Below are 24423 nucleotides of genomic sequence, written 5' to 3' on the forward strand. Positions count from 1 at the left end.
TGTTTCAACGGGCGGGGCGCCACTCGCCGCAACGCTCTGAGCTGAAGGCGTAGTCGGAGGAGCGGATGGTGACCTGCACGCGGCGGGCGCTGTTGGTGAAGTAGTTGTCGATCGTGCCGCCGGAGCTGTTCTGCCGTTCCCAGTAACAGCCGTCGACGTCCGTGGTGACGTAGGTGCCGGGCTTGATCTCCTTGCCGACCCGGAACGTGCCGGAGCCGAAGAGCCGGCCCTGGGCCGCCAGGTCCACGTCGACCTGGCCACGCTTGACCGCCTGCTTCCACTTCTTGGCGTGCGGGTGCTTCGGGCAGAGGAGCAGCGCGGCGTTCCGCTCCGGGATCTGCTCGCTGCTCGCGGCGAAGTCCGGCTCCACGTACGTGTCGTCGGGGTCGACCGCCGCGCAAATCTCGTAGAGAACGGAGATGTCGTTACCGTCGTACTTTGACGTCTTGAGCGCGGCTAGCTCGGTCGTGGTCACCGGATAGACGGCCAGCTCGGTGTCACAAGAAGTCGGTTTCTCTGCCCACAGCGCCGTGAAGTCGGCCCGACCCTCGGCGCCCGTGGTGGTGACGGTGAACTCCGTGGTCCCGATGACGTCGTCGATGTCGCAGGTGAGCGTGAACGGCTGCTGCTGGGGGATGTTCTTCGGGTCGTCCGGGTAGGTGTCGGCGAAGTCGGGGTAGCCATCACCGTCACGGTCGGGCTCCGGCGTCGGGCTGATGGTCGGCGACGGACTGGCGGAGGCAGAGGCGCTGGTGGAGGGTGTCGCGGCGGTGACGGCCTTGCCGCCACCGCAACCGGTCAGGGCGAGGCTCGTCAGCACGGCCGGGGCCAGTAGGGCGGCGGCCTGGCGGACGGTGTGGCGGGAGGAGTTGTTCCACCAGCTGTCGATCGGACGCGGGATCCGGGGGAGGGCCATAGTCGTCTCCGGGCGTGAGAGGGCTGCGGTCCGGCGGGCGTGCCGAACCGGGGCGACGAGCGGAGGGAGTCGCCGACGGGTCCGCCGGCAGAACGCTGTGGAGCTGATGTCGGGAACGATTCGGGCGGCGACCAGCCGCACCTGGTCAGTTGGCGTGGGTGAGGACCATCTGGAGTCCGCTGTCCGGGTGGTAGCTCCACGAGGCGTGGATGTCCCCCCAGTCGCCGGTCTGCCGACCGTCGAGGGCACGGGTGGCTTCGACCTCGGCCTTCACCGAGTCGGGCATGTCGAGCTCGGACCAGTAGCACTCCAGCGTCGAGTAGCTGAGTCCACTGCTCTCCTTGCCCTGGCCGCGCAGGGTCAGCGTCTTGCCCTGATCACCCAGTTCCGACTCGCCCGTCAGCGCGCCGCTTCCGCACTTGTCCCTCGCCGAGGCGAATGGCGTCTTCGCCTGCGGCTCGGCCTGCGTACCGTCCGCCCCCATCGCCCAGGCGACACCGACGCCAATCAGGACGAGGGCGGCCGCTCCGGCCACGGCGATCAGCAGGGGCAGGCGTCGCCGGCGTCCGTGGTCCGTCGTGGCGGCCTCCGTGCCGAGCACCGGCGTGTCCAGCACCGGCAGGTCGGCGTGTTCCGACGGGCTGCGGCTGGCCACCGTGCGGCCCGGTGGAGTCTCGGGCAGAGGCAGCGGCTGGTTGGGCGGAGTGGGGGTGGTCGAGTCGGTCACGGCGAGGCTCCTTCTGTGAACAGGTGACGGTGTGAACAGCCGGGGCGGGCGACGGCACCCGCCCCGGACTGGAAGAGGGAGGGGTCAGCCGAGGGCGACGTCGACGCCGCCGGAGAAGGGCGAGTCGTGCAGCTCGAGCTTGGTGAGCTTGACGTTCTTGGGAATGTCGAAGACGACGACGCCGCTGACCTGGTTGCCGGGGTTGATGTCGTTGAGGAACGTCTCGGCGTTCTTGTTGGCGTAGATGGCGGCGCCACCGTCGGCGGAGTACTCGGTGCCGTCGGCCGCGTACGCCTTCTGGCTGCTGCCGTCGAACATCTGCGCTTCCTTACCGATGTTCTTGACGGTGACGGTGACCAGGCAGAACTGGCCCTGCGCCTTCTCCCCGAGCAGGTCGGTGCCGACCTTGGCGACGCCGCACTTGGCGGACTTCACCGTGAACTCGAACTTCCCGTCCCGAGCCGGCTGGCCGACCTTCGCGGTCTTCGCCGGGGCGTCCTCGCCCTTGCCGCCGTCGCCGGAGCTCTTGGACGTCTCGGTGGCGCCGGAGCCGCAGCCCAAGGCGACGAGGCCGGTGGTGATCAGGGCGAGAGTGGTGGTCTTGCGCATCGTTGTCCTCCTGATGTGAACGTTGCGGCGTCAATGAGAGCACCATCCGTGAACACTGTCAACAAGCATCATGCTTGACAGGTGTGACACACTTCGGAGGTGCAGGAGACCCCGACCATCACGGCGGCGGAGATCGCCCGGCTCGCCGGGGTCGGTCGCGCCGCAGTCAGCAACTGGCGCAAGCGGCACCCCGACTTCCCCGCCCCGGTGGGCGGTACCGCCGCCAGCCCCGAGTTCGATCTGATCCAGGTCGAGCAGTGGCTCCGTGGCCAGGGCAAGCTCCCCGAGCTCGCCACCGCCGACCGGCTCTGGCGGCACCTCGCGGCGGCCAGCGACTCCCCGGCCGCCGGCCTCGCCGCCGTCGGCGCCCTATTGCTGGCCCGCCAGCGCGGTGGCCGTCCCCGCCGGGCCGATACACATCTGGCGCCCCTGTTACCCGACGTCGACGCACTGGCTGACGAGCTGGGCCCGCAGGGCGCGTTCGACGAGTTGTGGCAACGGTTTTCCGCACCAGGCCCGGGCCGCCCGTTCGCCACCCCCGACGACCTGGCCGACCTCATGGTCGGGCTCGCCGACGTCGGCGGCGGCTCCGTCCTCGACCCCGCCGCCGGCTCCGGTGCCATCCTGCGGGCCGCCGTCCGCGCCGGCTGCACCTCCGCGTACGGGCAGGAGCTCGACGCGGACCTTGGCACGCTCGCTCGACTCTGGCTGGCCCTGCGCGAGGTGCCGGGAGAGGTCGTCGTCGGGGACTCGTTGCGGGCGGACGCCTTCCCCGAGCGCGCCTTCGACGCGGTCGTCTGCCATCCACCGTTCGGTGTCACCAACTGGGGCGACGAGGAACTCGTTCACGACTCACGCTGGATCGTCGGCACCACACCACGTACCGAACCGGAGCTGGCCTGGGTGCAGCACGCGCTCGCTCGCCTGCGGGTCGGCGGGCACGCCGTTCTGTTGATGCCGCCCACGGTGGCCAGCCGGCGGGCCGGTAAACGGATCCGCGGTGAGTTGCTGCGCCGGGGTCACCTACGCGCCGTCATCGCGCTCCCGCCGGGGGTGGCCGCGCCGCACGGCGTACCGCTGCACCTGTGGGTGCTGCGGCGGGCTGCGGCCGACGCGCCGCCACCGGCGCGGGCGCTGCTGGTCGACGCCGCCGGCGGTGACCTGGCCGAGACGGCCCCGCGGGTGCTGGCCGTGTGGCGGGCTTTCTCCGCCGCGCCGGACGCCGAGGTCGAGGAGATTGGCTTCGCGCGGGCAGTCCCGGTCATCGAGCTGCTCGACGAGGAGGTCGATCTCACACCCGCGCGCCGGCAACCCGCCGTCGGGGGCGAGGCTTCGGGAGAGCATCTGGTACGCACCAGGGAGCGGCTGGCCGCCGTCGTCGGCGAGCTGTCAGCCCTGATGCCGCAGGTCACGCCCGCGCCGGACGAGGTGGATGGGCAGTTCCTCACCGTGGGCGAGCTGGCGCGTGCCGGTGCGCTCCAGCTGATCGGGCCGGTCCGGGCCGGCTCGTCGGAGCCGTCACCCGACGGGCCGCCGGTGCTCACCGTGCAGGACGTGCTGGCGGGCGACGAGGCGTCGGGTCGGATCGACGACCGGTACGGCCAGGAGATCGCCCTTGCGCCCGGGGACGTGGTGGTGCCGATGATCGCCCGGCAGCTCACCGCCCGGGTGGTCACCGCCGAGGGGGCGCTGTTGGGGCGCAACCTCTACCTGCTGCGGCCCAACTCGGCCGCATTGGACTCGTGGTTCCTCGCCGGGCAGTTGCGGACATCGGCCAACGAGAAGCAGACGTCGAGCCTGTCAGGCACGTTGCGGTTCGACATCCGGCGGGCGCAGGTGCGGCGGCTGTCGCTGGACGACCAGCGGGCACACGGGGAGGCCTTCCGGCGCCTCGACGCCTTCGAGTCGGCGATCCGACAGGCAGCGTCGCTGGGCGCTGACCTGGTGCGGATCACCGCCGACGGTCTGGCGCGTGGATCACTTCGCCCTGAGCAGCGGACAAGCCGGAAGCGACCAACGAAGTAAGGGGCCAGGCGCCGGCTCCTGCTGACGGATCAGGCCCGTCATCTGCACCGGGTGGGGGACTACAACGATGCAGACCACCGGCCATACTGCATGTTTGTTGACAACGAAAGGAATCTGGTGAGCGCCAAGCACCACGAACTCGCGAACTTCATCTGGTCGGTGGCCGACCTGCTGCGCGGCGACTACAAGCAGTCGGAGTACGGCCGGGTGATCCTGCCCCTGACCGTGCTGCGCCGCCTCGACTGCGTGCTGGAGCCGACGAAGGACGCGGTGCTCGCCAAACACGCCCAGCTCAAGCAGCTTGGCGTGCAAAACATGGACCCGGTGCTGCGCAAGGCCGCCGGGCTGTCGTTCTACAACACCAGCGAGATGTCGTTTCGGAAGCTGCTCGGCGACCAGGACCACGTCGGGCTGAACTTGCGCGCCTACATCGGCGGCTTCTCGCCCGGCGCAGTCGACGTGCTGGAGAAGTACGGCTTCGACACCCAGATCAGCCGCCTCGCTGAGGCCGGGCTGCTCTACCAGGTGGTCGCAAAGTTCGCCGACATCGACCTGCACCCGGACGTGGTCTCCAATCACCAGATGGGCTACGTCTTCGAGGAGCTGATCCGCCGCTTCTCCGAAATCAGCAACGAGACCGCCGGTGAGCACTTCACCCCGCGCGAGGTCATCAAGCTGATGGTCAACCTGCTGCTCGCCCCCGACGAGGACGACCTGGTCACCCCGGGCATCGTCCGCAAAGTCTACGACCCGGCCTGCGGCACCGGCGGCATGCTCAGCGAGGCCCAGGACCACATTCAGGCGCACAATCCGCACGCCACCGTTGAGGTGTACGGGCAGGAGCTCAACGGCGAGACGTACGCCATCTGCCGCTCCGACATGATGCTCAAGGGCGGCGACCCGACGAAGATCGCCTACGGCAACTCGTTCAGCCAGGACGGGCACGAGAGCGAGCGCTTCGACTACATGCTCGCCAACCCGCCGTTCGGCGTGGAATGGAAGAAGGTCGAGGCGTTCATCAAGGCCGAGCATGCTCGCGGCCACGCCGGCCGGTTCGGTGCCGGGCTGCCGCGGATCAACGACGGCTCGCTGCTCTTCCTCCAGCACATGATCTCGAAGATGAAGCGCCCCGAGGACGGCGGCAGCCGGCTGGCAATCGTCTTCAACGGCTCACCGCTCTTCACCGGCGCCGCCGGGTCTGGGGAGTCGGAGATCCGCCGCTGGATCCTGGAGAACGACCTCCTGGAGGGCATCGTCGCGCTGCCAGACCAGCTCTTCTATAACACCGGCATCTCCACCTACTTCTGGATCCTCACCAACCGCAAGAAGCCGGCGCGCCACCGCAGGGTCGTGCTGCTCGACGGCCGCGACTACTGGACCAAGATGCGCAAGAGCCTCGGCGACAAACGCAAGATGCTCACTGACGAGCACATCGCCGAGCTGACCAAGGCGTACGTGGACGCGCTGTCCATCGCGGACGACCCGGCGCATCCGCAGCACGCCAAGGTGAAGGTCTTCAAGACCACCGACTTCGGTTACCAGCGGATCACCGTGGAGCGTCCGCTGCGGTTGCGGTTCGAGGTCACGGAGGAGACGGTCGCGCTGCTCGCGGAGGCGCGGGCGGTGTTCAAGTACGTCGAGCGGGAGTCGCTGCTGGCGGCGGCGAAGTCGTTGATCGGCACGCAGTCCGCGACGCGGGCTGAGTTCGCGATGAAGCTGAACGGGCTTGGCAAGCTGCCGGCGGCGGTGGAGAAGGCGGTGTGGGAGGCGTTCTCCGTCAGCGACCCGGAGGGGGAGGTGCAGACCGACCGCAAGGGCAAGCCACTGGCGGACGCCGATCTGCGGGACAACGAGAACGTGCCGCTGGACGAGGACATCCACGACTACCTCAAGCGCGAGGTGATCCAACACGTCCCCGACGCCTGGATCGACGAGTCCAAGACCAGGACTGGATATGAAATCCCGTTTACCCGCCACTTCTACGTCTACCAGCCTCCGAGGTCATTGGCGGAGATCGACGCCGAGATAAAGGCTCTCGAGGCGGAGATTCAGAACCTGCTGGGCGAGGTCACGCAGTGACTGGGAATCCCCATGGCTGGATAGTGACTCGGCTTAAGTACATTGCGCAACTCAACGCTGGAGGGACGCCGGACGTTGGTAATAGCAGCTACTGGGCTTCCTCGGGCGAAGGTGTGCCATGGGTTTCCATCGGAGACATGTCCAGCCAGCCTGTCGTCCAGACCACGAGCAGGGCTCTGACAGCAGCTGGCCTCTGCGCCGCGCGTTTGAAGCCTTCGCCACCTGGCACGATCCTGTTTAGTATGTATGCAAGTCTCGGCCACACGGCGCGGTTGGGTCGCATAGGCGCTTGGAATCAAGCGATCTTAGGCATAACCCCGACGCATCGTGTTGATCCTCGCTTTCTGGAGTATTGCCTTTCCTCCCTGCGTAAGGCGTTGCCGTCGCTGGCGCGCAGTAACACGCAACAGAACCTGAATGCTGAACAGGTTGGCAATCTCGAACTGCCACTACCTCCGCTTGACGAGCAGCGGCGCATCGCAGACTTCCTCGACAGTGAAGTTGCGCGGATTGATCGCTTAGCGAAGGCGCAGCAGGAGATGCTGCTTAGGCTGCATGAGCGGGATCTAGCAGTCCTTGACTCCAAGATCGATGAGGTGGCCGGCACTTTCGGCACCACTCCCTTCAGAAGGTTCATCGCCAGTGTCGAGCAGGGATTTAGCCCCCAGTGCGACAACATGCCAGCAGAGGATCATGAGTGGGGTGTTCTCAAGGTTAGTAGCGTGAAGCGCGGCGTCTTCCACCCATCGGAGAACAAAAGACTCCCAGACGAGGTCGCTCCGGTTAGCCGCTATGAAGTCAGAGAGGGTGATTTGCTCGTAACTCGTGCAAATACTCCCGCGCTTGTGGGTGCCGCTGCAGTAGTTGGATCGGTTCGACGGAAGCTCCTGCTCTGCGACAAGATCTTCCGGATCGGAACGACCTCGGCGCTTGATAAGAACTATCTAGCGATGGTTGCGCAGGGAACCAGAATTCGCGACCTCTGTGCTGCCGCGTCTCACGGAACCTCGCAATCTATGGCGAATCTGAAGATTGAAGAAGTCAAGGAATGGCCTGTACCGGCTGCTCCCTTAGCGGCCCAACGGCTGATGCTGGCCGAGGTGTTCGCGCACCATCGCCCTACCTCAAATCTTCGAACGGTGGTGGAGCGACAGCTCGGCCTGCTCAGTGAGCGGCGACAGGCGTTGATAGCGGCGGCTGTATCAGGAGCGATGGACTTGACGACGGCGCGGGAGGCCGACCTATGAGCCCAGTCCACAAGGAGCAGTCGTTCGAGGCAGCAATCGAGCACGAGCTGGTCGGCTCGGGATGGCTGCGGGGAGCGGCCAGCAACTACGATCGGCAGTCAGGACTGGACACCGCCGAGCTGTTCGCCTTCATCGGCGCGACACAGCCGGACGAGTGGGCGAAGTTGCTTGCCTACCACGGGAACAACGCCAACGAGGCGCAGCGGCACTTCGCTCAGTACCTCGCCAAGCAGATCGACGAGCGTGGCCCCCTCGACGTGCTCCGCCGTGGCGTCAAGGACAAGGGCGTCCTGATCCGGCTGGCCTACTTCAACCCCGCCCACGCCATCACCGACGACGCGCTCAAGCTCTACCGCGCCAACCGCCTCACCGTCACCCGCCAGCTCGCCTACTCGACGAGCAACAACAACACCCTCGACCTGGTCCTCTTCGTCAACGGCATCCCGCTCGCCACGGCCGAGCTGAAGAACCCGCTCACCGGCCAGACCATCGAGGACGCCAAGAAGCAGTACCGCGAGACCCGGGACCCGAAGGAACTGCTCTTCGCGAGGCGTACCCTCGTGCACTTCGCCGTGGACCCCGACCTGGTCTTCGTCACGACGAAGCTGGCGCGCGACAAGACCCGGTTCCTGCCCTTCAACACCGGCTCCGACGGGCCGGGCGTCTCCGGCGGCGCCGGCAACCCGCCCGCCGGCGACAAGGGCTACCGCAGCTCCTACCTCTGGGAGCAGATCTGGCACCCGGACACCTGGATGGACATGGTCCGGCGGTTCCTGCACACCGACAAGGACTCCGGCAGCCTGATCTTCCCGCGCTACCACCAGTGGCACGCGGTCACCAACCTGGCCGACCACGCCGCCCGCAACGGCTCCGGGCAGAACTACCTGGTCATGCACTCGGCCGGGTCGGGCAAGTCGAACACCATCGCCTGGCTGGCGCACCGGCTCTCCAGCCTGCACACCGCCCCCATGCTCGACGAGGATGCGCGGGCCAAGGGGCTGCGCCCCAACGAGCCGGTCTTCGACAAGGCCATCATCATCACCGACCGGGTGGTGCTGGACCGGCAGTTGCAGGACACCGTCTTCCAGTTCGAGCACGTGCCGGGCGTGGTGCAGCGGATCGACAAGGACTCTGCACAGTTGGCCGCCGCACTCCAGGGCGAGACCGCCAAGGTCGTCATCACCACCATGCAGAAGTTTCCCTACATCCTCGACAAGGTGCAGGGGCTGCGCGGCAAGCGGTTCGCGGTCATCGTCGACGAGGCGCACTCGTCCCAGTCCGGTGACTCGGCCGCCGCGCTGAAGAAGGTGCTGCTCAAGCTCGGTAGCGACGACGTGGACGAGTCGGGTGACCTACTCACCGCGTCGGCGTTGGCGCGCGGCCGGCACGAGACGTTGTCGTACTTCGCGTTCACGGCTACGCCGAAGCCGAAGACCCTCGAACTGTTCGGCACCCCGCACTCGGTGACTGGCAACCCCCAGCCGTTCCACACGTACTCGATGCGCCAGGCCATCGACGAGGGCTTCATCCTCGACGTGCTGCGCAACTACGTGACCTACAAGTCGTACTGGAAGCTGGCGAACGCCAACCCCGACGACCCGGAGGTCGACCCGAAGAAGGCCGGGTCGCAGCTGGCCCGCTTCGCCAGCCTGCACCCGACTATGCAGGCGCAGAAGGCCGAGATCATCGTCGAGCACTTCCGCAGGCACACCGCGCCGCGGCTCGGCGGCCGGGCCAAGGCCCTGGTGGTCACCGGCTCCCGCGAGGCCGCCGTCCGCCTGCATACCGCCATCAAGAAGTACGTCGAGATGCAGGGCTACGTTGGCTGCGACTCACTGGTCGCCTTCTCGGGCGACCTCAACGTGGACGGCGTGGAGCACACCGAGGCCCGGATCAACGGGTTCAGCGAGGGTGAGCTGCCCGAACGGTTCGCCTACACCGCCGCCGACGACAAGCACGCCGGCACGCCGAGGGCCAAGCAGCCCACCGAGTACCGGATGCTGGTCGTCGCCGAGAAGTACCAGACCGGCTTCGACCAGCCGCTGCTCACCACGATGTACGTGGACAAGCTGCTCAAGAACGTCGCCGCCGTGCAGACCCTGTCCCGGCTCAACCGTACCCACCCGCTCAAGGCCCAGGGCGACGTCTTCGTCCTCGACTTCGTCAACGAGGCCGGCGATATCGCCGAGCAGTTCAAGCCGTACTTCGAAACCGCCGCCACCACCCCCACCGACCCCAACCTGCTCTACACCGCCCAGCACGCGGTCATGGGCTACGCCCTGCTGGTCGATTCCGAGATGCAGGCGTACGCCGAGGCGCTGCTCGCCGCCGAGCGGAAGGCCACCAGCGACACCGGCCTCCAGCGGGCCCACGCCGCCCTCTACCGGTTCACCGAACCGGCCGTGGACCGCTACAACGCCCTGGCCGCCGACGACGCCGAGGCCGCCGACACCTTCCGGTCCGCGCTGCGCGACTACACCCGGATGTACGCGTTCCTGAGCCAGGTCGTGCCCTACCACGACGAGGACCTGGAAAGGCTCTACCTCTACGGGCGTGCGCTGCTCAACCGGCTGCCCCGTCGACAGGACCCGTCGGTCGACATCGGCGAGGTGGAGTTGACCCACCTGCGGGTCAGCAAGACCGGCGAGCACGACGCGTCGCTGACGCCCGAGGGTGAGCAGATGCTGCCCGGGTTCGTCGGCGGGGGAGCGGGCAGGCAGCATGACCCGGAGAAGGTCGCGCTGTCGGAGCTCATCGACGCGTTCAACGACAAGTTCGGCATCGGGCTGGGCGACGCCGACAAGGTCTGGGTCGAGCAGCAGATCGTCGCCCTGGTTGAGGACGGCACCCTCGAAGCCGCCGCCATGGTCAACGACGAGAGCAACTTCGGCGTGGTCTGCGACAAGCGCATCGAGGACGTGATCCTGTCCCGGCACGACGACAACGGCAAGCTGATGCAGCGCTACCTGGACGACGACAGCCTGCGCTCGCAGCTCAACCAGTTCGCCCGCCGGCAGGCGTACCAGATGATCCGCCGCCGCAAGGGCATCGCCTAACTGAATACCTCTCGAGAGGAGGACGGTTGTCCCCGTCCGACCACCCCTTCCACCTCTGGATCGCCAGCGACGCCACGAGGACTGTCGCGGCGCTCGCCCCGCTCAAGGTGTCCGGGGCGCGAGTGAAGAATGAGTGGGGAAGTATCACGTACCTGCGAGCCGTACCGGTGCGCCAGAACTCTCCCAATGTGGCTGGCATCATCGTGCTCGCCACGCTGGTCGTGCTCGGCGCCTTCGGGCTGTCCCTCAACGGTGCGCCCTTCTTGGTGGTCTTCATTCTGGCCACGCTCGTGCTGGGCTTGGGCTTGGCGGCGACCGTGTCGGACACGCCGCCTGCCCAGGTGGTGGCACCCGATCAGGCGGCGTTCCCGGAACTACACCACACGCTCGAAAGGGTGGAGGAGCGCGAAGAATTCTTCGGCCTCATGGGGTTGGCCGAGCGAGCCGGTGTTGCCCTGCCCGCCGTCCAGAAGGTGATCGACCCGGCCGAGGGAGGGCAGCTGCTCGCCCAAGTGTTGTGGGAGGCCGCTGACGTTCTCGGTCGTCGACAGCAGCTTCGTCCCCAGGTCGTTCGCCAGCAGCACCAACCGACTCGGATCGCTTCGCCCAACAGTCAGGCCGCGAACTTGCTGGCCGAACAGCGGGAGAAAGCGAGGGCGCTGTGGGATCAGATCGAGGCAGACCTGTCCCGGATCCAGACCGCCCTCGAGCTTGCGGCCTTGGCCGCGGAGAACGCCGCTCACGACCCGGCCGCCCTCGACGCGGTTCGCGAGGCGTATCGGGAGCTGGCTGAAGTGTACGGTGAGCGGTTCTAGCTGCTCGAACCAACGGAATCGGCTGCGGGAAACAGGGGGAGGCGGATGCGGGCGCAGGAGCGCGTGGCCGACCGGTACGAGCTGACGTACCCGCTCGGCCATGGCGGCATGGGGGAGGTGTGGGGCGGCTTCGACGAGAAGCTCGACCGGCCCGTCGCCATCAAGTTCCTCCGCAAGCTCACCATCCCCGAGAACGAGCGGGACAACGCGGTCGAACGGTTCATGCGCGAAGCCCGGGTCACCGCCCGGCTGGACCACCCCGGGGTGCCCAGCGTCCACGACGTCGGCCACCACGGTGACGACGTCTACATCGTCATGCAGCTCGTACCAGGCCTGCTGCTTTCCGACCTGATCGCCGAGCGCGGCCGGCTCGCCGTGCCATGGGCAGCCGCCATCGGCGCGCAGATCTGCTCGGTGCTCGCCGTCGCACACGCCGCCTCGCTGGTGCACCGGGATCTGAAGCCGCAGAACCTGATGGTCACCCCGACCGGATCGGTCAAGGTCCTCGATTTCGGTGTGGCGGCGCTGCTCGGCCCGGACGTGCCCCGGCTAACCGCCACCAGCCACACCCTGGGCACACCCACCTACATGGCCCCGGAGCAGGCGCTCAACAGCGCCGTCGGGCCGCGCGCCGATCTCTACGCGCTGGGCTGTGTGCTGTTTGAGCTACTGACAGGCGAGCCGCCGTACCGCGCGGACAGCGCGCTCGGCCTGCTGCACCGCCACATGAACGATCCGATTCCGTCGGTCACCGAGTATCGCGCCGGTGTGCCCGACGTACTCGTGCGGCTCGTCGTTCACCTGCTCGCAAAGGACCCGCAGGACCGGCCCGGGTCCGCCGCTGAGGTGTACGAGCTCCTGGCGCCGCTCGGAGTGGTCGATCCCGGCGTGGCCGACGACCTGGCCGTAGTGGTCGCCGATGGTCAGTCCGTCGACCCGACCATGCCCCACCGTTATCCGTTCGGTCCGCTACCGCCCCGCGCGCCGATCGCTCCGACCAGGGTCGACGTCGTTTGGCCACGGTCGGCGCCACAGATGTCCGGGCCGCTGTCCCTCGACGAGTTGGCCGAAGCAGAGGAGCGTGCCTGGGAGCTCGCCGAGGAGGAGCGGTTCACCCAGGCCGCCGCGCTGCTGGAAACGGCGCTGCGTCCGATCCGGAAAGGGCCCGCCGCCAAGCAGCCCAGGATTCTGGAGCTGCGGCTCAACCTCGCCAACCTGTACGTCCTCGCCGGCGCCTTCCGCCAGGCGCTGCCCGAGTTCCAGCGTCTCATTCCCGACCTTGCTGAGCGCCCGGTGCCGGATCAGGAGCTGATCTGGCAGTGCCGGCAGCAGGCAGCAGTGTGTCAGGCCGAGCTGGGCGAGGCGACCGCAGCGCTGGACGAGCTGCGCTCGCTGCTGCTCGAGGAGCAGCGGGTGATGTCACCGGACTCACCAGAGCTGTTCGCCTTGCGGCAACAAGTTGCCATGCTCGCCGCCGGGGTCGGCGACGTAAGCGGTGCCCGACGCCACCTCCGGGACCTGCTTCGAGACATCAGCGCCTTGTACGGGCCGCAGTCGCCGGCTGCGGCAGAGATCGAGACATTGCTGGTGCATCTCGGTCGGCTGGGCGAGAACGCGACCGGCGAGACGAACGGACGGCGTCAGAGGCGATGAGCATGTTCGATCGGGAAGACACGCCCAAGCAGTGTGTCGAGCGGGTGGCGCCGTTCCGCTGCCATCTGGGGAGACGAGCCGAATTGCCGAGCGCCATCAGCCTGCCCCGGGTCCTCGGCGTAGTACTGCACCGGGACGAGCACACGGGCTACCGGTGCCGCGGCATTCGGCGTCTGCAAGCGGCCGGCTAGCGTTCATCCGCGTATCGGCTCGCGGTGGCCGTGCGAGTCACATCAGTCGTCGGTGTCCTGAGGCATGGGGATTGTGACGGACGACAGGCCCTGGACCGCTAAGGGGTAAAAGCTGTCAAACAGGTCAAAAACCTCATTCGCCTGTTCGAGCGTGAGATCGCTTGCCTGCGATCCTGCCGGCCAGTCATGTGACGAGATGTGATACTCCGAGTCGGTTGCCATTGCCTTGTCCGCTCCAATCCATAGTCCCATGCAAGTTCTCCTCTAGATAAGACGGGCATAGGTGCTGGGAAGGATCAACTGAGAAGGGTAGTCGCCACGGTAATGCTGAGGTAACGCTGAGCGTAGCAGTGGGCATCGCCTCAGCCCACGTTCTCCTTTGGGCCGCCGAAGTTGTCGGGCCTGCTGGACAGGTGCATGAACTCCCACGTGCGCGCAAGGTAGGCGTACCCGATCGCGGCTGCGTTCAGGACAGCCAAGACCGTTAGCACACTCCACGCCAACGATGCGATGCCGAGAACCTGCATGTCCGCGACGTTCTCCCAGCGGAAGTACGGAAGGTCAGCCTTGTGGATCATGAAAAGGCCACTCGCCGCGATGGAGCACAGGACGGTGGTGACCAGCGAGATCCTGGCTGCCAGTGTCCCCTCGAGAAGACGTCGGGGTTGGCCGTCGAAGCCTAGCCAGGCGGCGGCTACTGCGGGAAAAACCAGGAGGAAGGCGGGAACGTCCGTGCCGGGGTCGGCTTTACGTGAGGCTACGAAGCCAATCAGCCAGATTAGCAACGCCGCAGCGGAGGCTGTTATCACCGCACGGAACACGGAGCCCGGTGGGACCTCGTAGAAACGGAATCGCACGTTCGGCATGCGATGCTCCTTCTTGAGTTCCTCCATCGGCTCGGGGAAGAATCGAGTGTAGAAGTGCGCGTACCGTTGGCCCGCGCGTCGCCGGAAGCGATAGTACGGCGGCGGCGTAGTGCTTTCCACCGTGGAGCCTGCTCCCCCCATAGCGGACGAATTGGAGCGATATTTTCTGGCCTCGTCCCGGCGAATTTCCTTCCGCCGATTCCAATGCGCGTCGAGATAGCCGATTAGCTCTTCGGATTCTTGGACACCGACGAAAACTCCATCCTGTGCGTCGATCAGAAGGTGGTAGCTCTGGGTCGTCCACGCGTTGTCCAACGAAATAGAGAAGTCGACCGGGCGAGAGCCGAGCAGGAGCCGGGCCCTGGCCTTCAGCCAGCTCAGGACCCCCTGCTTGATCGGGGCAAGTTCGAGGGCCGGAGTCATCATGCGCTCATAGGAGACGACGAAGCGACCGTCCGGCGGACAGGGGATCGCGGCGACGACGGCATAGTGGGAGGTGAGCTTCTTGACCAGCTGTGCGGCGAGCCTGAGCGCGGCGCTGTTGACAACCTTGGGACCGTCAGTCAGGTTCGCCGCCACGTCCAGTTCATGGCTTCCGGAATCGTCGTCGTCCGGCTCGGTGTTTTCGGCCCGGCGCATCACTGCTCGGAGCGCAATGTGCTCGGCCTCGAACGCCTTGCTGTGAGTGCTCTGGGAGATGTCTGCACCATATGCGATGTCAAGTAGGGTCCTGAGGACCTGGGCGATCAGCTGGAGGTACTGCCGGTACGAGAGGACCGGAAGCGCGCTACCGTCTGCGGCGAGGACGCGGAGGTTATCAACCATTTCCCCTTTGCGAGGGACCAGTACGGGAAACAGGATTACCGGCTGATCGTGGACACCTCCGGACCTGTCCGCTGCGTCATTCGACGATGCACTGCCTTCCGCCCGCGTTTCCTCTATCCCCGCTTGGCGCTGGAGCGGAACCGAGGGTTGGCGGCCGCCGATCGTTTTGTCTTCCGGATGCAGAATTTGTCGCACCACCCGTGGATGCAGTTGCGCGTCGATCGTCACGTGCTGGGTGAGCGTTCTCTGGCTGGGCTCGTAGCGCTCGGTGATTCTTTGTCGAACGCTGGCCGGGAAGAGGATCGCTGATGTGAATGCTCGAGCGCGTGCCGAGTCCGCCTCGTTTAAGCGGCTGAGAGCTTTGGTCTGGCCCGCGCTGCGCTGAAGGATATTTACCTGGTTATCCGGCAGTCGCCATACCCTGGTGGGTTGGTGGGACCGTGTCTGGGGCCAGTAGTAGCGACGTCGGGTGTGCCAGGCCAGCAGAAGTACCAGAATGACGCCGGCGAGCGCTCGGGTCGTCCACTTGATGCCGGCGCCCCACCCTGGCGGGGTACCGGCGATGACGAAGACGAACAGGAGTGCCAGGAGGAAGCAAATCAGGAAGGTGGATCGGGGGGAGGGCATGGACGCCGAGGCCGTGACCCGGTGGGCCTCATCTGTTTTGGAGGTCGGCTGGTAGCCCTTGTCCTGCTTGGCTGAGGTGCGCTCGAGACTCGAAACCACATCCACCCCTTGGCTCGGTCGAAAGGTGCCCGAAAAAGAATCACGTTCGGTGCTGAAGACGTTCCTTGCTGTGACAACAAGTTTGAAGACGTCTGTCGTTGATGCGACAGCTCGGAGGGCGCAATAAGGCCAGCCGGCCCCTTTGTCTTCCCGAATGGCTGACCATCACTGCCGAAAACGGCCGCCGCCTGCCCGCGAGGAAGAGGGCAAGGCCGGGAGAATCGCTGAGGTCGGGCGTTCGTACGGGCGCTCATCGCCAGCGCCGCATCCGCCTCCCGTCGAGCCGCCGTCCTCCTCACGGCGTCCAAAGACGAAGGCCGAGGTAGGCGCGCTGGCCGCGATTGGGCCCAAAGCGTTGGCTGACGGGGCCGGGAGTCGGGTCTTTCAGTCGAAGCCCAGGTGGGCGAGAGGGGGGCACGGCCGATGGTGGTGGGATCTGGCCCCGACGGGCTGCCAGGGCACCGGAGGTCACGGATTTGTTGGCGGCTAGATCGGCTGGGTCTAGCCCGTCAGGCCGGCTTCCGGACGGCGGCAGTGAAGGACACCCACGCTGCAGCTGGAAAAAGCAGGTGTGGCCCGTCGGGGTCTTTGGAGTCGCGTACGGCGATGATGCCGGGGAGGTTGTCGGCGACCTCGACGCACGCGCCTCCGTTGTCGCCGCTGCGGGTGCTCTTGCGCCAGACGGCGCCGGTCAGGTCAGTCATGCCGCGTCTCCCCGGTAATCCTCTTGATCATGTCCTTCGATTCTGCCTCGCCGAGGGCGAGCGCATCCAGACCCTTCCAGACGCGCTCGTAGGCGGCCAGTTCGTCGGGCTTGTCGAGGTAGAGCGCCCCGGTCAGCGACTCGCTGTACACGATCGACGGTTCCGGCGCGGCCCGACCACCTTTGGTAGCGGGAAAGTCGAGGATCATGAAGGTCCCGGCCACCGCTCCAGGCTGAGGACCGGACGTCAAGGGCAGAACTCGGACCGAGACGTTAGGCAGCTCGGACAGCTTGAGGAGGTGGTCGAGCTGAGCGCTCATGACGGCCGGTCCGCCTACGGCGCGGCGGAGTACCGCCTCGGAGAGAACCGACTCCAGCCGCGGTGCGGCGGGGAGCCGTCGGGTGAGCAGGGCCTGCCGCTGTAGCCGCACCTCGACGGCGCGCTCACGATCCTGGTCGCTCAGTGTCCGCCCAAGCCGATAGAGCCCGTGCGCGTACTCCTTGGTCTGAAGGATGCCGGGGATCAGCGACTCGTCGTAGCCGCGAAGGCGCGACGCGGCGGACTCCAACCCGACGTACAGCTCGAACCAGCTCGGCACCGCGTCCCCGTACGCGTGCCACCACCCCTTCGACTTCGTCTCGGCGGCCAGCCCCCGCATCGCCTCGGTCATCTCCGGCGACACGTGGTAGAGCTCGCACATCGCCTTGACGTCGAGCACCCGCACCGGCCCCAGGCCGCTCTCGATCCGCCAGATCTTCTGCCGGCTGTACTCCAGCGCTTCGGCGGCGGCGTCCAGAGTCACCCCGGCCTCGGTGCGGAACTGGCGCAGCAGCCGACCGAGCTGCCGACGCGGCACGGTCGATCCGACGTCCTCTGTCACCCGAGCACTCCCTGATTCCATCCCGCAACACTGCGTAACGCGACCACGTAACTCATATCGGTTGCAGTAAAAAAAGTCAATGCCTGAGCCAAGAATTCTGCTGTGGAACGTTGCGTCTCCACTGCCCACTGTCACACGATGACTACAAGGCCCTGGTGCCGTACCGCTGATCGAAAGCTGCGGTGGCAGGGCGGGGTGGGTCCGCACGTGCGGGGAGGACGAGTGGCCCCACCCCTTCCATCCGACACGAGAGGCAGGCAGCAGATGAGCGTCCGCAATCAACGGTCGAGCTACGGCACGATGCCGTACACCCCGCTGCTGCCGTGGCAGGTGCGCGAGCGCCGCTTCAAGCTGGTCGGGCTCGGACGCCGCGGCCTTGAACCCGACCACGTGTACGCCTTCCTCGACCGGGTCGCCGTGGACATGGCCGCCGTCTACGCGGCCCTGGCCGCGAGCCGGCGGGAAGTTGCCTCCGCCAAGGAGGCGCTGCGTCGCCAATCGAGCGACCACGCCGATCAGGGACCCGAGGCATGACCCAGCGGTACGTCATCCACCTGCCGGTGGCCACCGCCGACCTGCCCGCCGCGCAGCGCCTGGCCCGGGTGATCGGCCGGTGGCTGATGGTGCTGCCGCAGACCGACCCGGGGGAGACCACCGTCTCCGCCGAGGACCACCAGAACGTACGCCATCGGGTCTTCTGCGACCTGCTGATGCCCGGCGGTCGGCGTTGCCTGCTCCGCGCCGACCACGACGGCGCCTGCTCCCGCCGCTTGCGCCGCTGAGCAAGGGCGGCGTAGCCGAGCGGGCGGTCGGAGTCGTGGACGCATGAGGAGCTCCGCGCCGGGTGTCCGCACACCGAGGTAGCCGCCCGTGGCCCACGGTGGTGAGGGACGGATCCGGGCAGCCAGGTTCCGGCCCACGGTTGTCGGAGCAGTCCTGATGATCGCTCAGGACGCCGAACGGGAAGAGTGGCCGGCGGCGGCGGGGTGCGGCCGGTGGGTGAGGGGGAGCTTGTCGGGTGGGCTCGGGAAGTTGATGGCCTGCCTACTGGCTGGTGCCGCTGTCGCGTCAGGCTTGGCCCCAGGCGGGTCGCCCGATCAACCCGCCTGGGGTTGCCGCCCGATCAGCGGGTTTCTTGTGGATCAAACCGGGCGAGTTTGGTCGGGTTGAGGGTGATCAGCACTCGGGTGATGCCCTCGGGAGAGGCATCGATCGCGCACAGTGCGACGACGGATCCTGCCCGGCGGACGAGGACGGCTTCCTGCCCGTTGGACTCGACGAAGTCCAGCGAGACGACCGCGCCGAACTTTCTCATGAGGCCGGCGATGTAGCGGGCGACGTCGGCCCGGCCGGTGACCGGTACCCGCGCCGCGCTGACCATGCCGCCGCCGTCGGCGTAGGAGACGACGTCGTTCGCGAGCAGTTTTTCCAGCTGACCGAGATCACCGGAGCGTGCGGCGGCGAGGAAGGCGTGGAGCAGCCGGCCGTGCTCGGCGGGGGCGACCGGCGCGTGCCGTTCTTCGGCGAGGTGCGTGCGCGCCCGGCGCCCGAGCTGCCGCGCGTTCGCCTCGGTGATGTCGAGGACCTCGGCGATCTGCCGGAAGGGATAGTCGAAGGCCTCGTGTAGCACGTACACGGCGCGCTCGTGCGGAGTCAGTCGTTGCAGGAGGAGGAGCAACGCAAGTCCGAGAGCTTCGCCCTGCTCTGCTCGGGTTGCCGGATCGACCGATGTCTGGACCGGCTCGGGCAGCCATGGGCCGACGTAGGTCTCTCGCCGGGCGCGTGCCGATGTCGCCGCGTTCAGGGCGAGCCTGGTCGTTGCGGTAACGAGGAATGCTGTCGGGTCCCGTACTGCGCTGCGGTCCGTGAGCTGCCAACGTAGCCACGTGTCTTGGACGATGTCCTCGGCGTCGTGAACGGTGCCGAGCATCCGGTAGGCGATGCCGAACAGCCGGGGCCGGACCGCGTCGAAGGCCCGCACGGCATCCGTCGGGACCTCGCGGTGGGACATGACGTCTCGTTCCTCCCGTTGGTAGCCGCCTGTCGCGGTTGCCGAGGTCTTTGTCCACCTGGTTTCAGCTTGCCGGTGCCGCGTCTGGTGCCGGCATACCCGTTCCGTGATTCGAATCGCTGACCGTGTCCAGGGCGGCGGCCGGTCGCGCAAGGCCCGGGCAAGGCGTGTCACGGCCTCAGCTTGCCGGTTCAGTGCGGTGGTAGGTCGGGCCATACCGGTCGAGGGCAGCCGGAGAGATGACGGCAGGTCCTCGCGGGGCGCTGGTCGCGGTGTCGGCTCCGCCTGAAAACTGACCACGTGGTTCCGGGCGGGTTCCAGGGCGGAACACGATGGTCAGGATTCAGGCGGCGTTGACACGCGGGTCGGTTGTCACGAATCGCTGCCTCACCTGGTCCTTGGTGGTGGATCGGCGAGGCGGCTCGCCGACGAAACCGGAAGGCGCGGGACGAAGCATCGGTTCCGTGCCGATTCCTCAAGGTGTGGTGAAACGGAGGGTGTCGTGAGCTCATCGTTCAGCCGGTTCGCCGTCTCGCGGGCGCCTGACTCGCCGAGCGGGCCGCCGAGGAGATGCTGCCGGCACTGACCGCATTCCTGGCCCGGTACCGCGACGCCCAGGAGGTGGGCGGCTGCGGGCCTTGCTGCTTCCCAGTCACTTCGCTGGTAGCTGCGGCCGGAGCATCCCCGGCAGGCAGCTTTCCTGTCTCACCGTGTCGACCTCCCGCCCTGCGGACGAGAGGTCCGGAACCGTCGGAAGGCGGCCACCATGACCGACATCGGGCGAAACAACCCGAACGCACTCGATCAGATCCCGGACCGTGACCCCGAGGAGACCGCCGAGTGGGCGGCCTCTCTCGACGCCGTCACCGCCGCGGCCGGGCCACAGCGCGCCTCGTACCTCCTGCGCCGCACTCTCGAACACGCTGAGGGCGTCGGCCTTGCGCTGCCGAAGCTGCTCGAGACCGAATACATCAACACCATCCCGACCGCCGCCGAGCCGGAGTTCCCCGGTGATGAGGAGATGGAACGGCGCATCACCGCTTGGAACCGCTGGAACGCCGCCGCGATGGTGACCCGCGGCAGCCGCTATGGCCTGGGCGGTCACATCGCTACCTACGCCTCCGCCGCCTGGCTCTACGAGACCGGCTTCCAGCACTTCTTCCGCGGTAAGGAGGCCGACGGCTCCGGCGACCAGCTCTACCTCCAGGGCCATGCCGCCCCCGGCATCTACGCCCGGGCCTTCCTCGACGGTCGGCTCACCGAGGGCCATCTCGATCGGTTCCGGCAGGAGGCGGGCGGCGAAGGCCTTCCCTCCTACCCGCACCCGCGCCGGCTGCCGTGGCTGTGGGAGTTCCCCACCGTGTCGATGGGCCTGGGCCCGCTGTCGGCGATCTACCAGGCGCGGTTCAACCGCTACCTGCAGCACCGCGGCATCAAGGACACCTCAGCCTCGCGGGTGTGGGCGTTCCTCGGTGACGGCGAGATGGACGAGCCCGAGTCGACCGCCGCGCTCGCTCTTGCCGGTCGCGAAGGCCTCGACAATCTCACCTTCGTGGTCAACTGCAACCTGCAGCGGCTCGACGGGCCGGTGCGCTCCAACTTCAAGATCGTCCAGGAGTTGGAGGCGCGGTTCCGCGCGGCGGGCTGGAACGTCGTCAAGTCGCTGTGGGGCTCGGCCTGGGACGACCTGTTCGCGCTCGACACCACGGGCGCGCTCGTCCGCCGGCTGCGCGAGGTCCCCGACGGGCAGTTCCAGACGTACGCGGCCCGGGATGTCGGCTACATCCGCGAGCACTTCTTCGGCGCCGACCCGGCGCTCGTCGAGATGGCGAAGGTGCTGACCGACGCGAAGATCGCCGAGTGCTTCCACGCCTCGCGGGCGGGCCACGAACCCCGCAAGGTGTACGCCGCCTATCGGGCCGCCGTCGAGCACCAGGGCGCGCCGACCGTGATCCTCGCCCAGACGGTCAAGGGCTACACGCTCGGCCCCGCCTTCGAGTCGCGCAACGCCAACCACCAGATGAAGAAGCTGACCGGCGACGAGTTCCGCGCGCTGCGCGACCTCCTCGAACTTCCCATCCCCGACAGCAAGCTGACTGGTGAGGTGGTGCCGTACGTCCACCCCGGCGCCGATTCGCCGGAGGTCCGTTACCTCCACGAGCGCACGGCCGCGCTGGGCGGGCCCGCCCCGGCTCGCCGTGTCCACCCGGTGGTGCTGCCCGCGCCGTCCGCCAAGCCCTTCGAAAGGTTGGCCAAGGGTCCGGTAGTCAGGAGATCGCGACGACCATGGCCTTCGTCCGCCTGGTCAAGGACCTGATGCGGGACCCGGAGACCGGCAGGCGTTGGGTGCCGATCGTTCCGGACGAGGCGCGTACCTTCGGCATGGAGTCGCTCTTTCCCACCGCCGGGATCTACTCGCCGCACGGCCAGACCTACGACCCGGTCGACCGCGACACGCTCCTGTACTACAAGGAGGCCACGAACGGCCAGATCATCAACGAGGGCATCACCGAGGCCGGTTCGATGGCCGACTTCACGGCCGCCGCAACGTCGTACGCCACGCACGGCGAGCCGATGATCCCCTTCTACATCTTCTACTCGATGTTCGGCTGGCAGCGGACGGCCGACCAGATGTGGGCGCTCGCCGACCAGCTCGGCCGTGGCTTCCTCATCGGTGCCACCGCCGGCCGTACGACGATGACCGGCGAGGGCCTCCAACACGCGGACGGCCACTCCCACCTGATCGCATCCACCAACCCGGCGGCCATCGCCTACGACCCGGCCTTCGCGTACGAGGTCGCCGTGATCGTCCGCGACGGGCTGCGCCGGATGTACGGCCCGGACGCCGAGGACGTCTTCTATTACCTCACGGTCTACAACGAGGCGAAGGTTCAGCCGCCCATGCCGTCCGGCGCGGACATCGAGGAGGGCATCCTCAAGGGCCTCTACCGGTACCAGGAAGCCAATGCCACGGAGTTGGCGGCGGATGCCCCGCGCCTGCAGCTTCTCGCCTCCGGCACCGCGATCCACTGGGTCCTGGAGGCCCAGCGGCTCCTCGCCGGCGACTGGGGTGTGGCAGCCGACGTGTGGTCGGCCACCTCCTGGAGCGAGCTGCGCCGCGACGCTCTGGACTGTGACGCGGCGCAGCTTCAGGGTGAGGACCGCATCCCTTACGTGACCCGGGTGCTGAACGGCGCTCCCGGCCCGGTGCTCGCCGTCAGCGACTGGATGCGGGCGGTTCCGGACCAGATCAGCCAGTGGGTGCCGCAGGACTGGCACTCGATCGGCACGGACGGCTTCGGCCTCTCCGATACCCGTGCGGCCGTCCGTCGCCACTTCGGGGTCGACCCGCAGTCGGTCGTGGTCGCGGCGCTGGCAGCCCTGGCCCGGCGCGGCGAGGTCAAGCCCGAGACCGTTCAGGAGGCCCGCAAGCGCTACGGGATCGCCTGAAGCCACTCCTGCCTTGTCGGGTTCTGTGGCGACTGGGATGCAGCGGCCGGTGCCGTCGGGCACCGGCCGCTGCATGAGCAGATTGGGCTTACCTCTGAGTGGTCGCCCGGCTGCTTGGCCCTAGTGTCCTGAGTCGTTAACTCGTTGGCAGTATGCGGCGATCGTTTCGAGGATGTCGTCAGCCGTCTTGGTCCACACGAACGGTTTGGGGTCGGCGTTCCACGCCTCGATCCAGGCGGTTACGTCGGCTTCCAGTGCGGCGACACTGCGGTGGGCCGACCGACGGAGTTTGCGGTTGGTCAGTTCGGCGAACCAGCGTTCGACAAGGTTGAGCCATGACGAGTAGGTCGGGGTGAAGTGCAGGTGGAACCGGGGGTGCTTGAGCAGCCACTGCCCGATGGCGGGCGTCTTGTGGGTGGCGTAGTTGTCCAGCACCAGATGCAGCTCCAGCTCGGGCGGGGTTGCCCGGTCGATGGTGCGCAGGAAGCGCAGGAACTCCTGGTGGCGGTGTTTGCGCTGGGTCTGGCCGATGACCTTGCCGGTGGCCGCGTCCAGCGCGGCGAACAGGCTGGTGGTGCCGTGGCGGACGTAGTCATGGGTCACCCGGCCGGGCACGCCGGGCATCATCGGCAGCATCGGCGCGGTCCGATCGAGGGCCTGGATCTGCGACTTCTCGTCCACGGCGAGGACCATGGCGGCCTCGGGCGGGTCCAGGTACAACCCGACGATGTCGCGGACCTTGTCCACGAACAGCGGGTCAGTCGACAGCTTCCAGCTGTCGACCTGGTGCGGTTTGAGCCCGAACGCCCGCCAGATCCGCGAGACCGCGGTCTGGTTCAGCCCCACCGCCTTGGCCATCGACCGGGTCGACCAGTGGCTGTCCTGATTGGATGGCAGCTCTTCGAGCGTCTTCGTGATCACGGCCTCGACCTGGGCGTCGCCGATCTTCCGTGGCGCACCCGGGCGCGGTTCGTCGCGCAGCCCGTCCACCCGATCGGCCACGAACCGCTTGCGCCACTTGCCGACCGTCGGCAGCGACACCCCAAGCCGGCGAGACACCTCGCTGTTGGACAGCCCTTCCGCACACGCCAGCACGATCCGCGCCCGCACCGCCAACCCCTGCGCCGTCTTCGGCCGCCGAGCCAGCCCTCGCAACGCCTCCCGCTCCTCGGCGGTCAGTTCCAGCGGCCCCAGCTTCGGACCACGGCCATCACCCACACCAGCAATCTACCAACGAATTAACGACTCAGAACACTAGCAGCAGTTGGCCGCCGTTCGCCCAGATGCTCCCGCGGTTGGCGGACCGAAGACAGCGGGACAGCGGCCGCCTGGCGAACTCGATGTCGTCGTAGCCGACGATCGCCACGTCGTCCGGCACCCGCAGCCCGCGTCCGGTCAGCTCCTGCAGCACACCGAGCGCGATCAGGTCGTTGGTGCAGCCTCGTTGTCCGCCACCGGCTTGCCCAGCCGGGTCACCCAGTCGACGAACTCCGCGTCCTGCCTCGACAGCGGCTCGCCGTCCGCCGGGGTGCCCGCGCCGTCCCCGTCGGCCCGGGACTTGTTGCGCCGGAACAGGCCCAGCCGCCCGCTGACCCGTCCCGCCTCGACGACGGATGCCGGGGGCGGCCGGCGCGGGGACCGCG

General features: G+C 67.5%; 18 protein-coding genes and 2 pseudogenes. 9 read left to right on the plus strand and 11 right to left on the minus strand.

Annotated elements, in window-relative coordinates:
- Positions 1-4: 4 nt before the first annotated feature.
- The 3 genes from JNW89_RS01320 to JNW89_RS01330 all read right to left on the minus strand — a co-directional run bounded on the left by JNW89_RS01320 (position 5) and on the right by JNW89_RS01330 (position 2252).
- Positions 5-916: a hypothetical protein gene (locus JNW89_RS01320; protein WP_238447296.1), complete on the minus strand. Its 912-nt coding sequence runs from the start codon at positions 914-916 to the stop codon at positions 5-7.
- Positions 917-1061: 145 nt separating this feature from the next.
- Positions 1062-1643 carry a hypothetical protein gene (locus JNW89_RS01325; protein WP_238447297.1) on the minus strand — a complete coding sequence of 194 codons (582 nt, stop codon included), beginning with the start codon at positions 1641-1643 and terminating at the stop codon, positions 1062-1064.
- A gap of 84 nt (positions 1644-1727) precedes the next feature.
- Entirely contained in the window at positions 1728-2252 is a 525-nt protein-coding gene (locus tag JNW89_RS01330; RefSeq protein ID WP_238447298.1) for a DUF4352 domain-containing protein, read from the minus strand.
- Positions 2253-2351: 99 nt separating this feature from the next.
- Between JNW89_RS01330 and JNW89_RS01335 the strand changes: the two genes are divergently transcribed.
- The 6 genes from JNW89_RS01335 (at position 2352) to JNW89_RS01360 (ending at position 13127) form a co-directional block, all read left to right on the plus strand.
- Entirely contained in the window at positions 2352-4277 is a 1926-nt protein-coding gene (locus JNW89_RS01335; RefSeq protein WP_238447299.1) for an N-6 DNA methylase, read from the plus strand.
- Between the two features lie 117 nt (positions 4278-4394).
- Positions 4395-6356, plus strand: a complete 1962-nt coding sequence (locus JNW89_RS01340) for a class I SAM-dependent DNA methyltransferase (RefSeq protein WP_238447300.1) — start codon at positions 4395-4397, stop codon at positions 6354-6356.
- The gene (locus JNW89_RS01345) at positions 6353-7603 is read left to right on the plus strand and encodes a restriction endonuclease subunit S (protein WP_309139938.1); all 1251 of its coding nucleotides are present in this window, start codon (positions 6353-6355) and stop codon (positions 7601-7603) included. Before JNW89_RS01340 ends, JNW89_RS01345 begins: the two co-directional genes overlap by 4 nt.
- Positions 7600-10659 carry a type I restriction endonuclease subunit R gene (locus JNW89_RS01350; protein WP_238447302.1) on the plus strand — a complete coding sequence of 1020 codons (3060 nt, stop codon included), beginning with the start codon at positions 7600-7602 and terminating at the stop codon, positions 10657-10659. The genes JNW89_RS01345 and JNW89_RS01350 overlap by 4 nt, the downstream gene beginning before the upstream one ends.
- A 26-nt stretch (positions 10660-10685) precedes the next feature.
- The gene (locus JNW89_RS01355) at positions 10686-11474 is read left to right on the plus strand and encodes a hypothetical protein (protein ID WP_238447303.1); all 789 of its coding nucleotides are present in this window, start codon (positions 10686-10688) and stop codon (positions 11472-11474) included.
- A gap of 45 nt (positions 11475-11519) precedes the next feature.
- Positions 11520-13127, plus strand: a complete 1608-nt coding sequence (locus tag JNW89_RS01360) for a serine/threonine-protein kinase (protein WP_238447304.1) — start codon at positions 11520-11522, stop codon at positions 13125-13127.
- A 233-nt stretch (positions 13128-13360) separates the two neighbouring features.
- On the opposite strand, the gene JNW89_RS01365 is transcribed toward JNW89_RS01360, so the two are convergent.
- The 4 genes from JNW89_RS01365 to JNW89_RS01380 form a co-directional block, all read right to left on the minus strand.
- Positions 13361-13570, minus strand: a complete 210-nt coding sequence (locus JNW89_RS01365) for a hypothetical protein (protein WP_238447305.1) — start codon at positions 13568-13570, stop codon at positions 13361-13363.
- Positions 13571-13680: 110 nt separating this feature from the next.
- Positions 13681-15741: a hypothetical protein gene (locus JNW89_RS01370; RefSeq protein WP_238447306.1), complete on the minus strand. Its 2061-nt coding sequence runs from the start codon at positions 15739-15741 to the stop codon at positions 13681-13683.
- Between the two features lie 503 nt (positions 15742-16244).
- Positions 16245-16439, minus strand: coding sequence for a DUF397 domain-containing protein (locus tag JNW89_RS01375; RefSeq protein ID WP_238447307.1), 195 nt, complete (start codon positions 16437-16439; stop codon positions 16245-16247).
- Positions 16432-17319 carry a helix-turn-helix transcriptional regulator gene (locus JNW89_RS01380; protein ID WP_238447308.1) on the minus strand — a complete coding sequence of 296 codons (888 nt, stop codon included), beginning with the start codon at positions 17317-17319 and terminating at the stop codon, positions 16432-16434. The genes JNW89_RS01375 and JNW89_RS01380 overlap by 8 nt, the downstream gene beginning before the upstream one ends.
- Before the next feature lie 264 nt (positions 17320-17583).
- Here JNW89_RS01380 and JNW89_RS01385 point away from each other — a divergent pair, with 264 nt between their 5' ends.
- Positions 17584-17853: a DivIVA domain-containing protein gene (locus JNW89_RS01385; protein WP_238447309.1), complete on the plus strand. Its 270-nt coding sequence runs from the start codon at positions 17584-17586 to the stop codon at positions 17851-17853.
- Positions 17850-18101: a hypothetical protein gene (locus JNW89_RS01390; RefSeq protein WP_238447310.1), complete on the plus strand. Its 252-nt coding sequence runs from the start codon at positions 17850-17852 to the stop codon at positions 18099-18101. The genes JNW89_RS01385 and JNW89_RS01390 overlap by 4 nt, the downstream gene beginning before the upstream one ends.
- 341 nt (positions 18102-18442) lie before the next feature.
- Here JNW89_RS01390 and JNW89_RS01395 read toward each other — a convergent pair whose 3' ends face one another.
- Complete coding sequence (locus tag JNW89_RS01395) at positions 18443-19330, minus strand: RNA polymerase sigma-70 factor (protein WP_238447311.1); 888 nt, start codon at positions 19328-19330, stop codon at positions 18443-18445.
- Between the two features lie 766 nt (positions 19331-20096).
- Between JNW89_RS01395 and aceE the strand changes: the two are divergent.
- Positions 20097-22780, plus strand: a pseudogene (gene aceE, locus JNW89_RS01400) (pyruvate dehydrogenase (acetyl-transferring), homodimeric type).
- A gap of 120 nt (positions 22781-22900) precedes the next feature.
- Here the strand turns inward: aceE and JNW89_RS01405 are convergent.
- The 3 genes and pseudogenes from JNW89_RS01405 to JNW89_RS01415 form a co-directional block, all read right to left on the minus strand.
- On the minus strand, positions 22901-23998 hold the full coding sequence (locus tag JNW89_RS01405; RefSeq protein WP_238447312.1) for an IS630 family transposase: 1098 nt from the start codon (positions 23996-23998) through the stop codon (positions 22901-22903).
- A 28-nt stretch (positions 23999-24026) separates the two neighbouring features.
- Positions 24027-24191: a substrate-binding domain-containing protein gene (locus tag JNW89_RS01410; RefSeq protein WP_375155026.1), complete on the minus strand. Its 165-nt coding sequence runs from the start codon at positions 24189-24191 to the stop codon at positions 24027-24029.
- Between the two features lie 11 nt (positions 24192-24202).
- Positions 24203-24423 (minus strand): annotated as a pseudogene (locus JNW89_RS01415) (hypothetical protein); the annotation flags it as partial.

Source organism: Micromonospora sp. 4G55 (assembly GCF_016803375.1).

What these genes read in the sequence shown, in the direction of transcription:
- JNW89_RS01320 (WP_238447296.1), bottom strand. Translation starts at nt 916, where the DNA reads ATGGCCCTCCCCCGGATCCCGCGTCCGATCGACAGCTGGTGGAACAAC.
- JNW89_RS01395 (WP_238447311.1), bottom strand. Translation starts at nt 19,330, where the DNA reads ATGTCCCACCGCGAGGTCCCGACGGATGCCGTGCGGGCCTTCGACGCG.
- JNW89_RS01360 (WP_238447304.1), top strand. Translation starts at nt 11,520, where the DNA reads ATGCGGGCGCAGGAGCGCGTGGCCGACCGGTACGAGCTGACGTACCCG.
- JNW89_RS01385 (WP_238447309.1), top strand. Translation starts at nt 17,584, where the DNA reads ATGAGCGTCCGCAATCAACGGTCGAGCTACGGCACGATGCCGTACACC.
- JNW89_RS01365 (WP_238447305.1), bottom strand. Translation starts at nt 13,570, where the DNA reads ATGGGACTATGGATTGGAGCGGACAAGGCAATGGCAACCGACTCGGAG.
- JNW89_RS01350 (WP_238447302.1), top strand. Translation starts at nt 7,600, where the DNA reads ATGAGCCCAGTCCACAAGGAGCAGTCGTTCGAGGCAGCAATCGAGCAC.
- JNW89_RS01330 (WP_238447298.1), bottom strand. Translation starts at nt 2,252, where the DNA reads ATGCGCAAGACCACCACTCTCGCCCTGATCACCACCGGCCTCGTCGCC.
- JNW89_RS01375 (WP_238447307.1), bottom strand. Translation starts at nt 16,439, where the DNA reads ATGACTGACCTGACCGGCGCCGTCTGGCGCAAGAGCACCCGCAGCGGC.
- JNW89_RS01390 (WP_238447310.1), top strand. Translation starts at nt 17,850, where the DNA reads ATGACCCAGCGGTACGTCATCCACCTGCCGGTGGCCACCGCCGACCTG.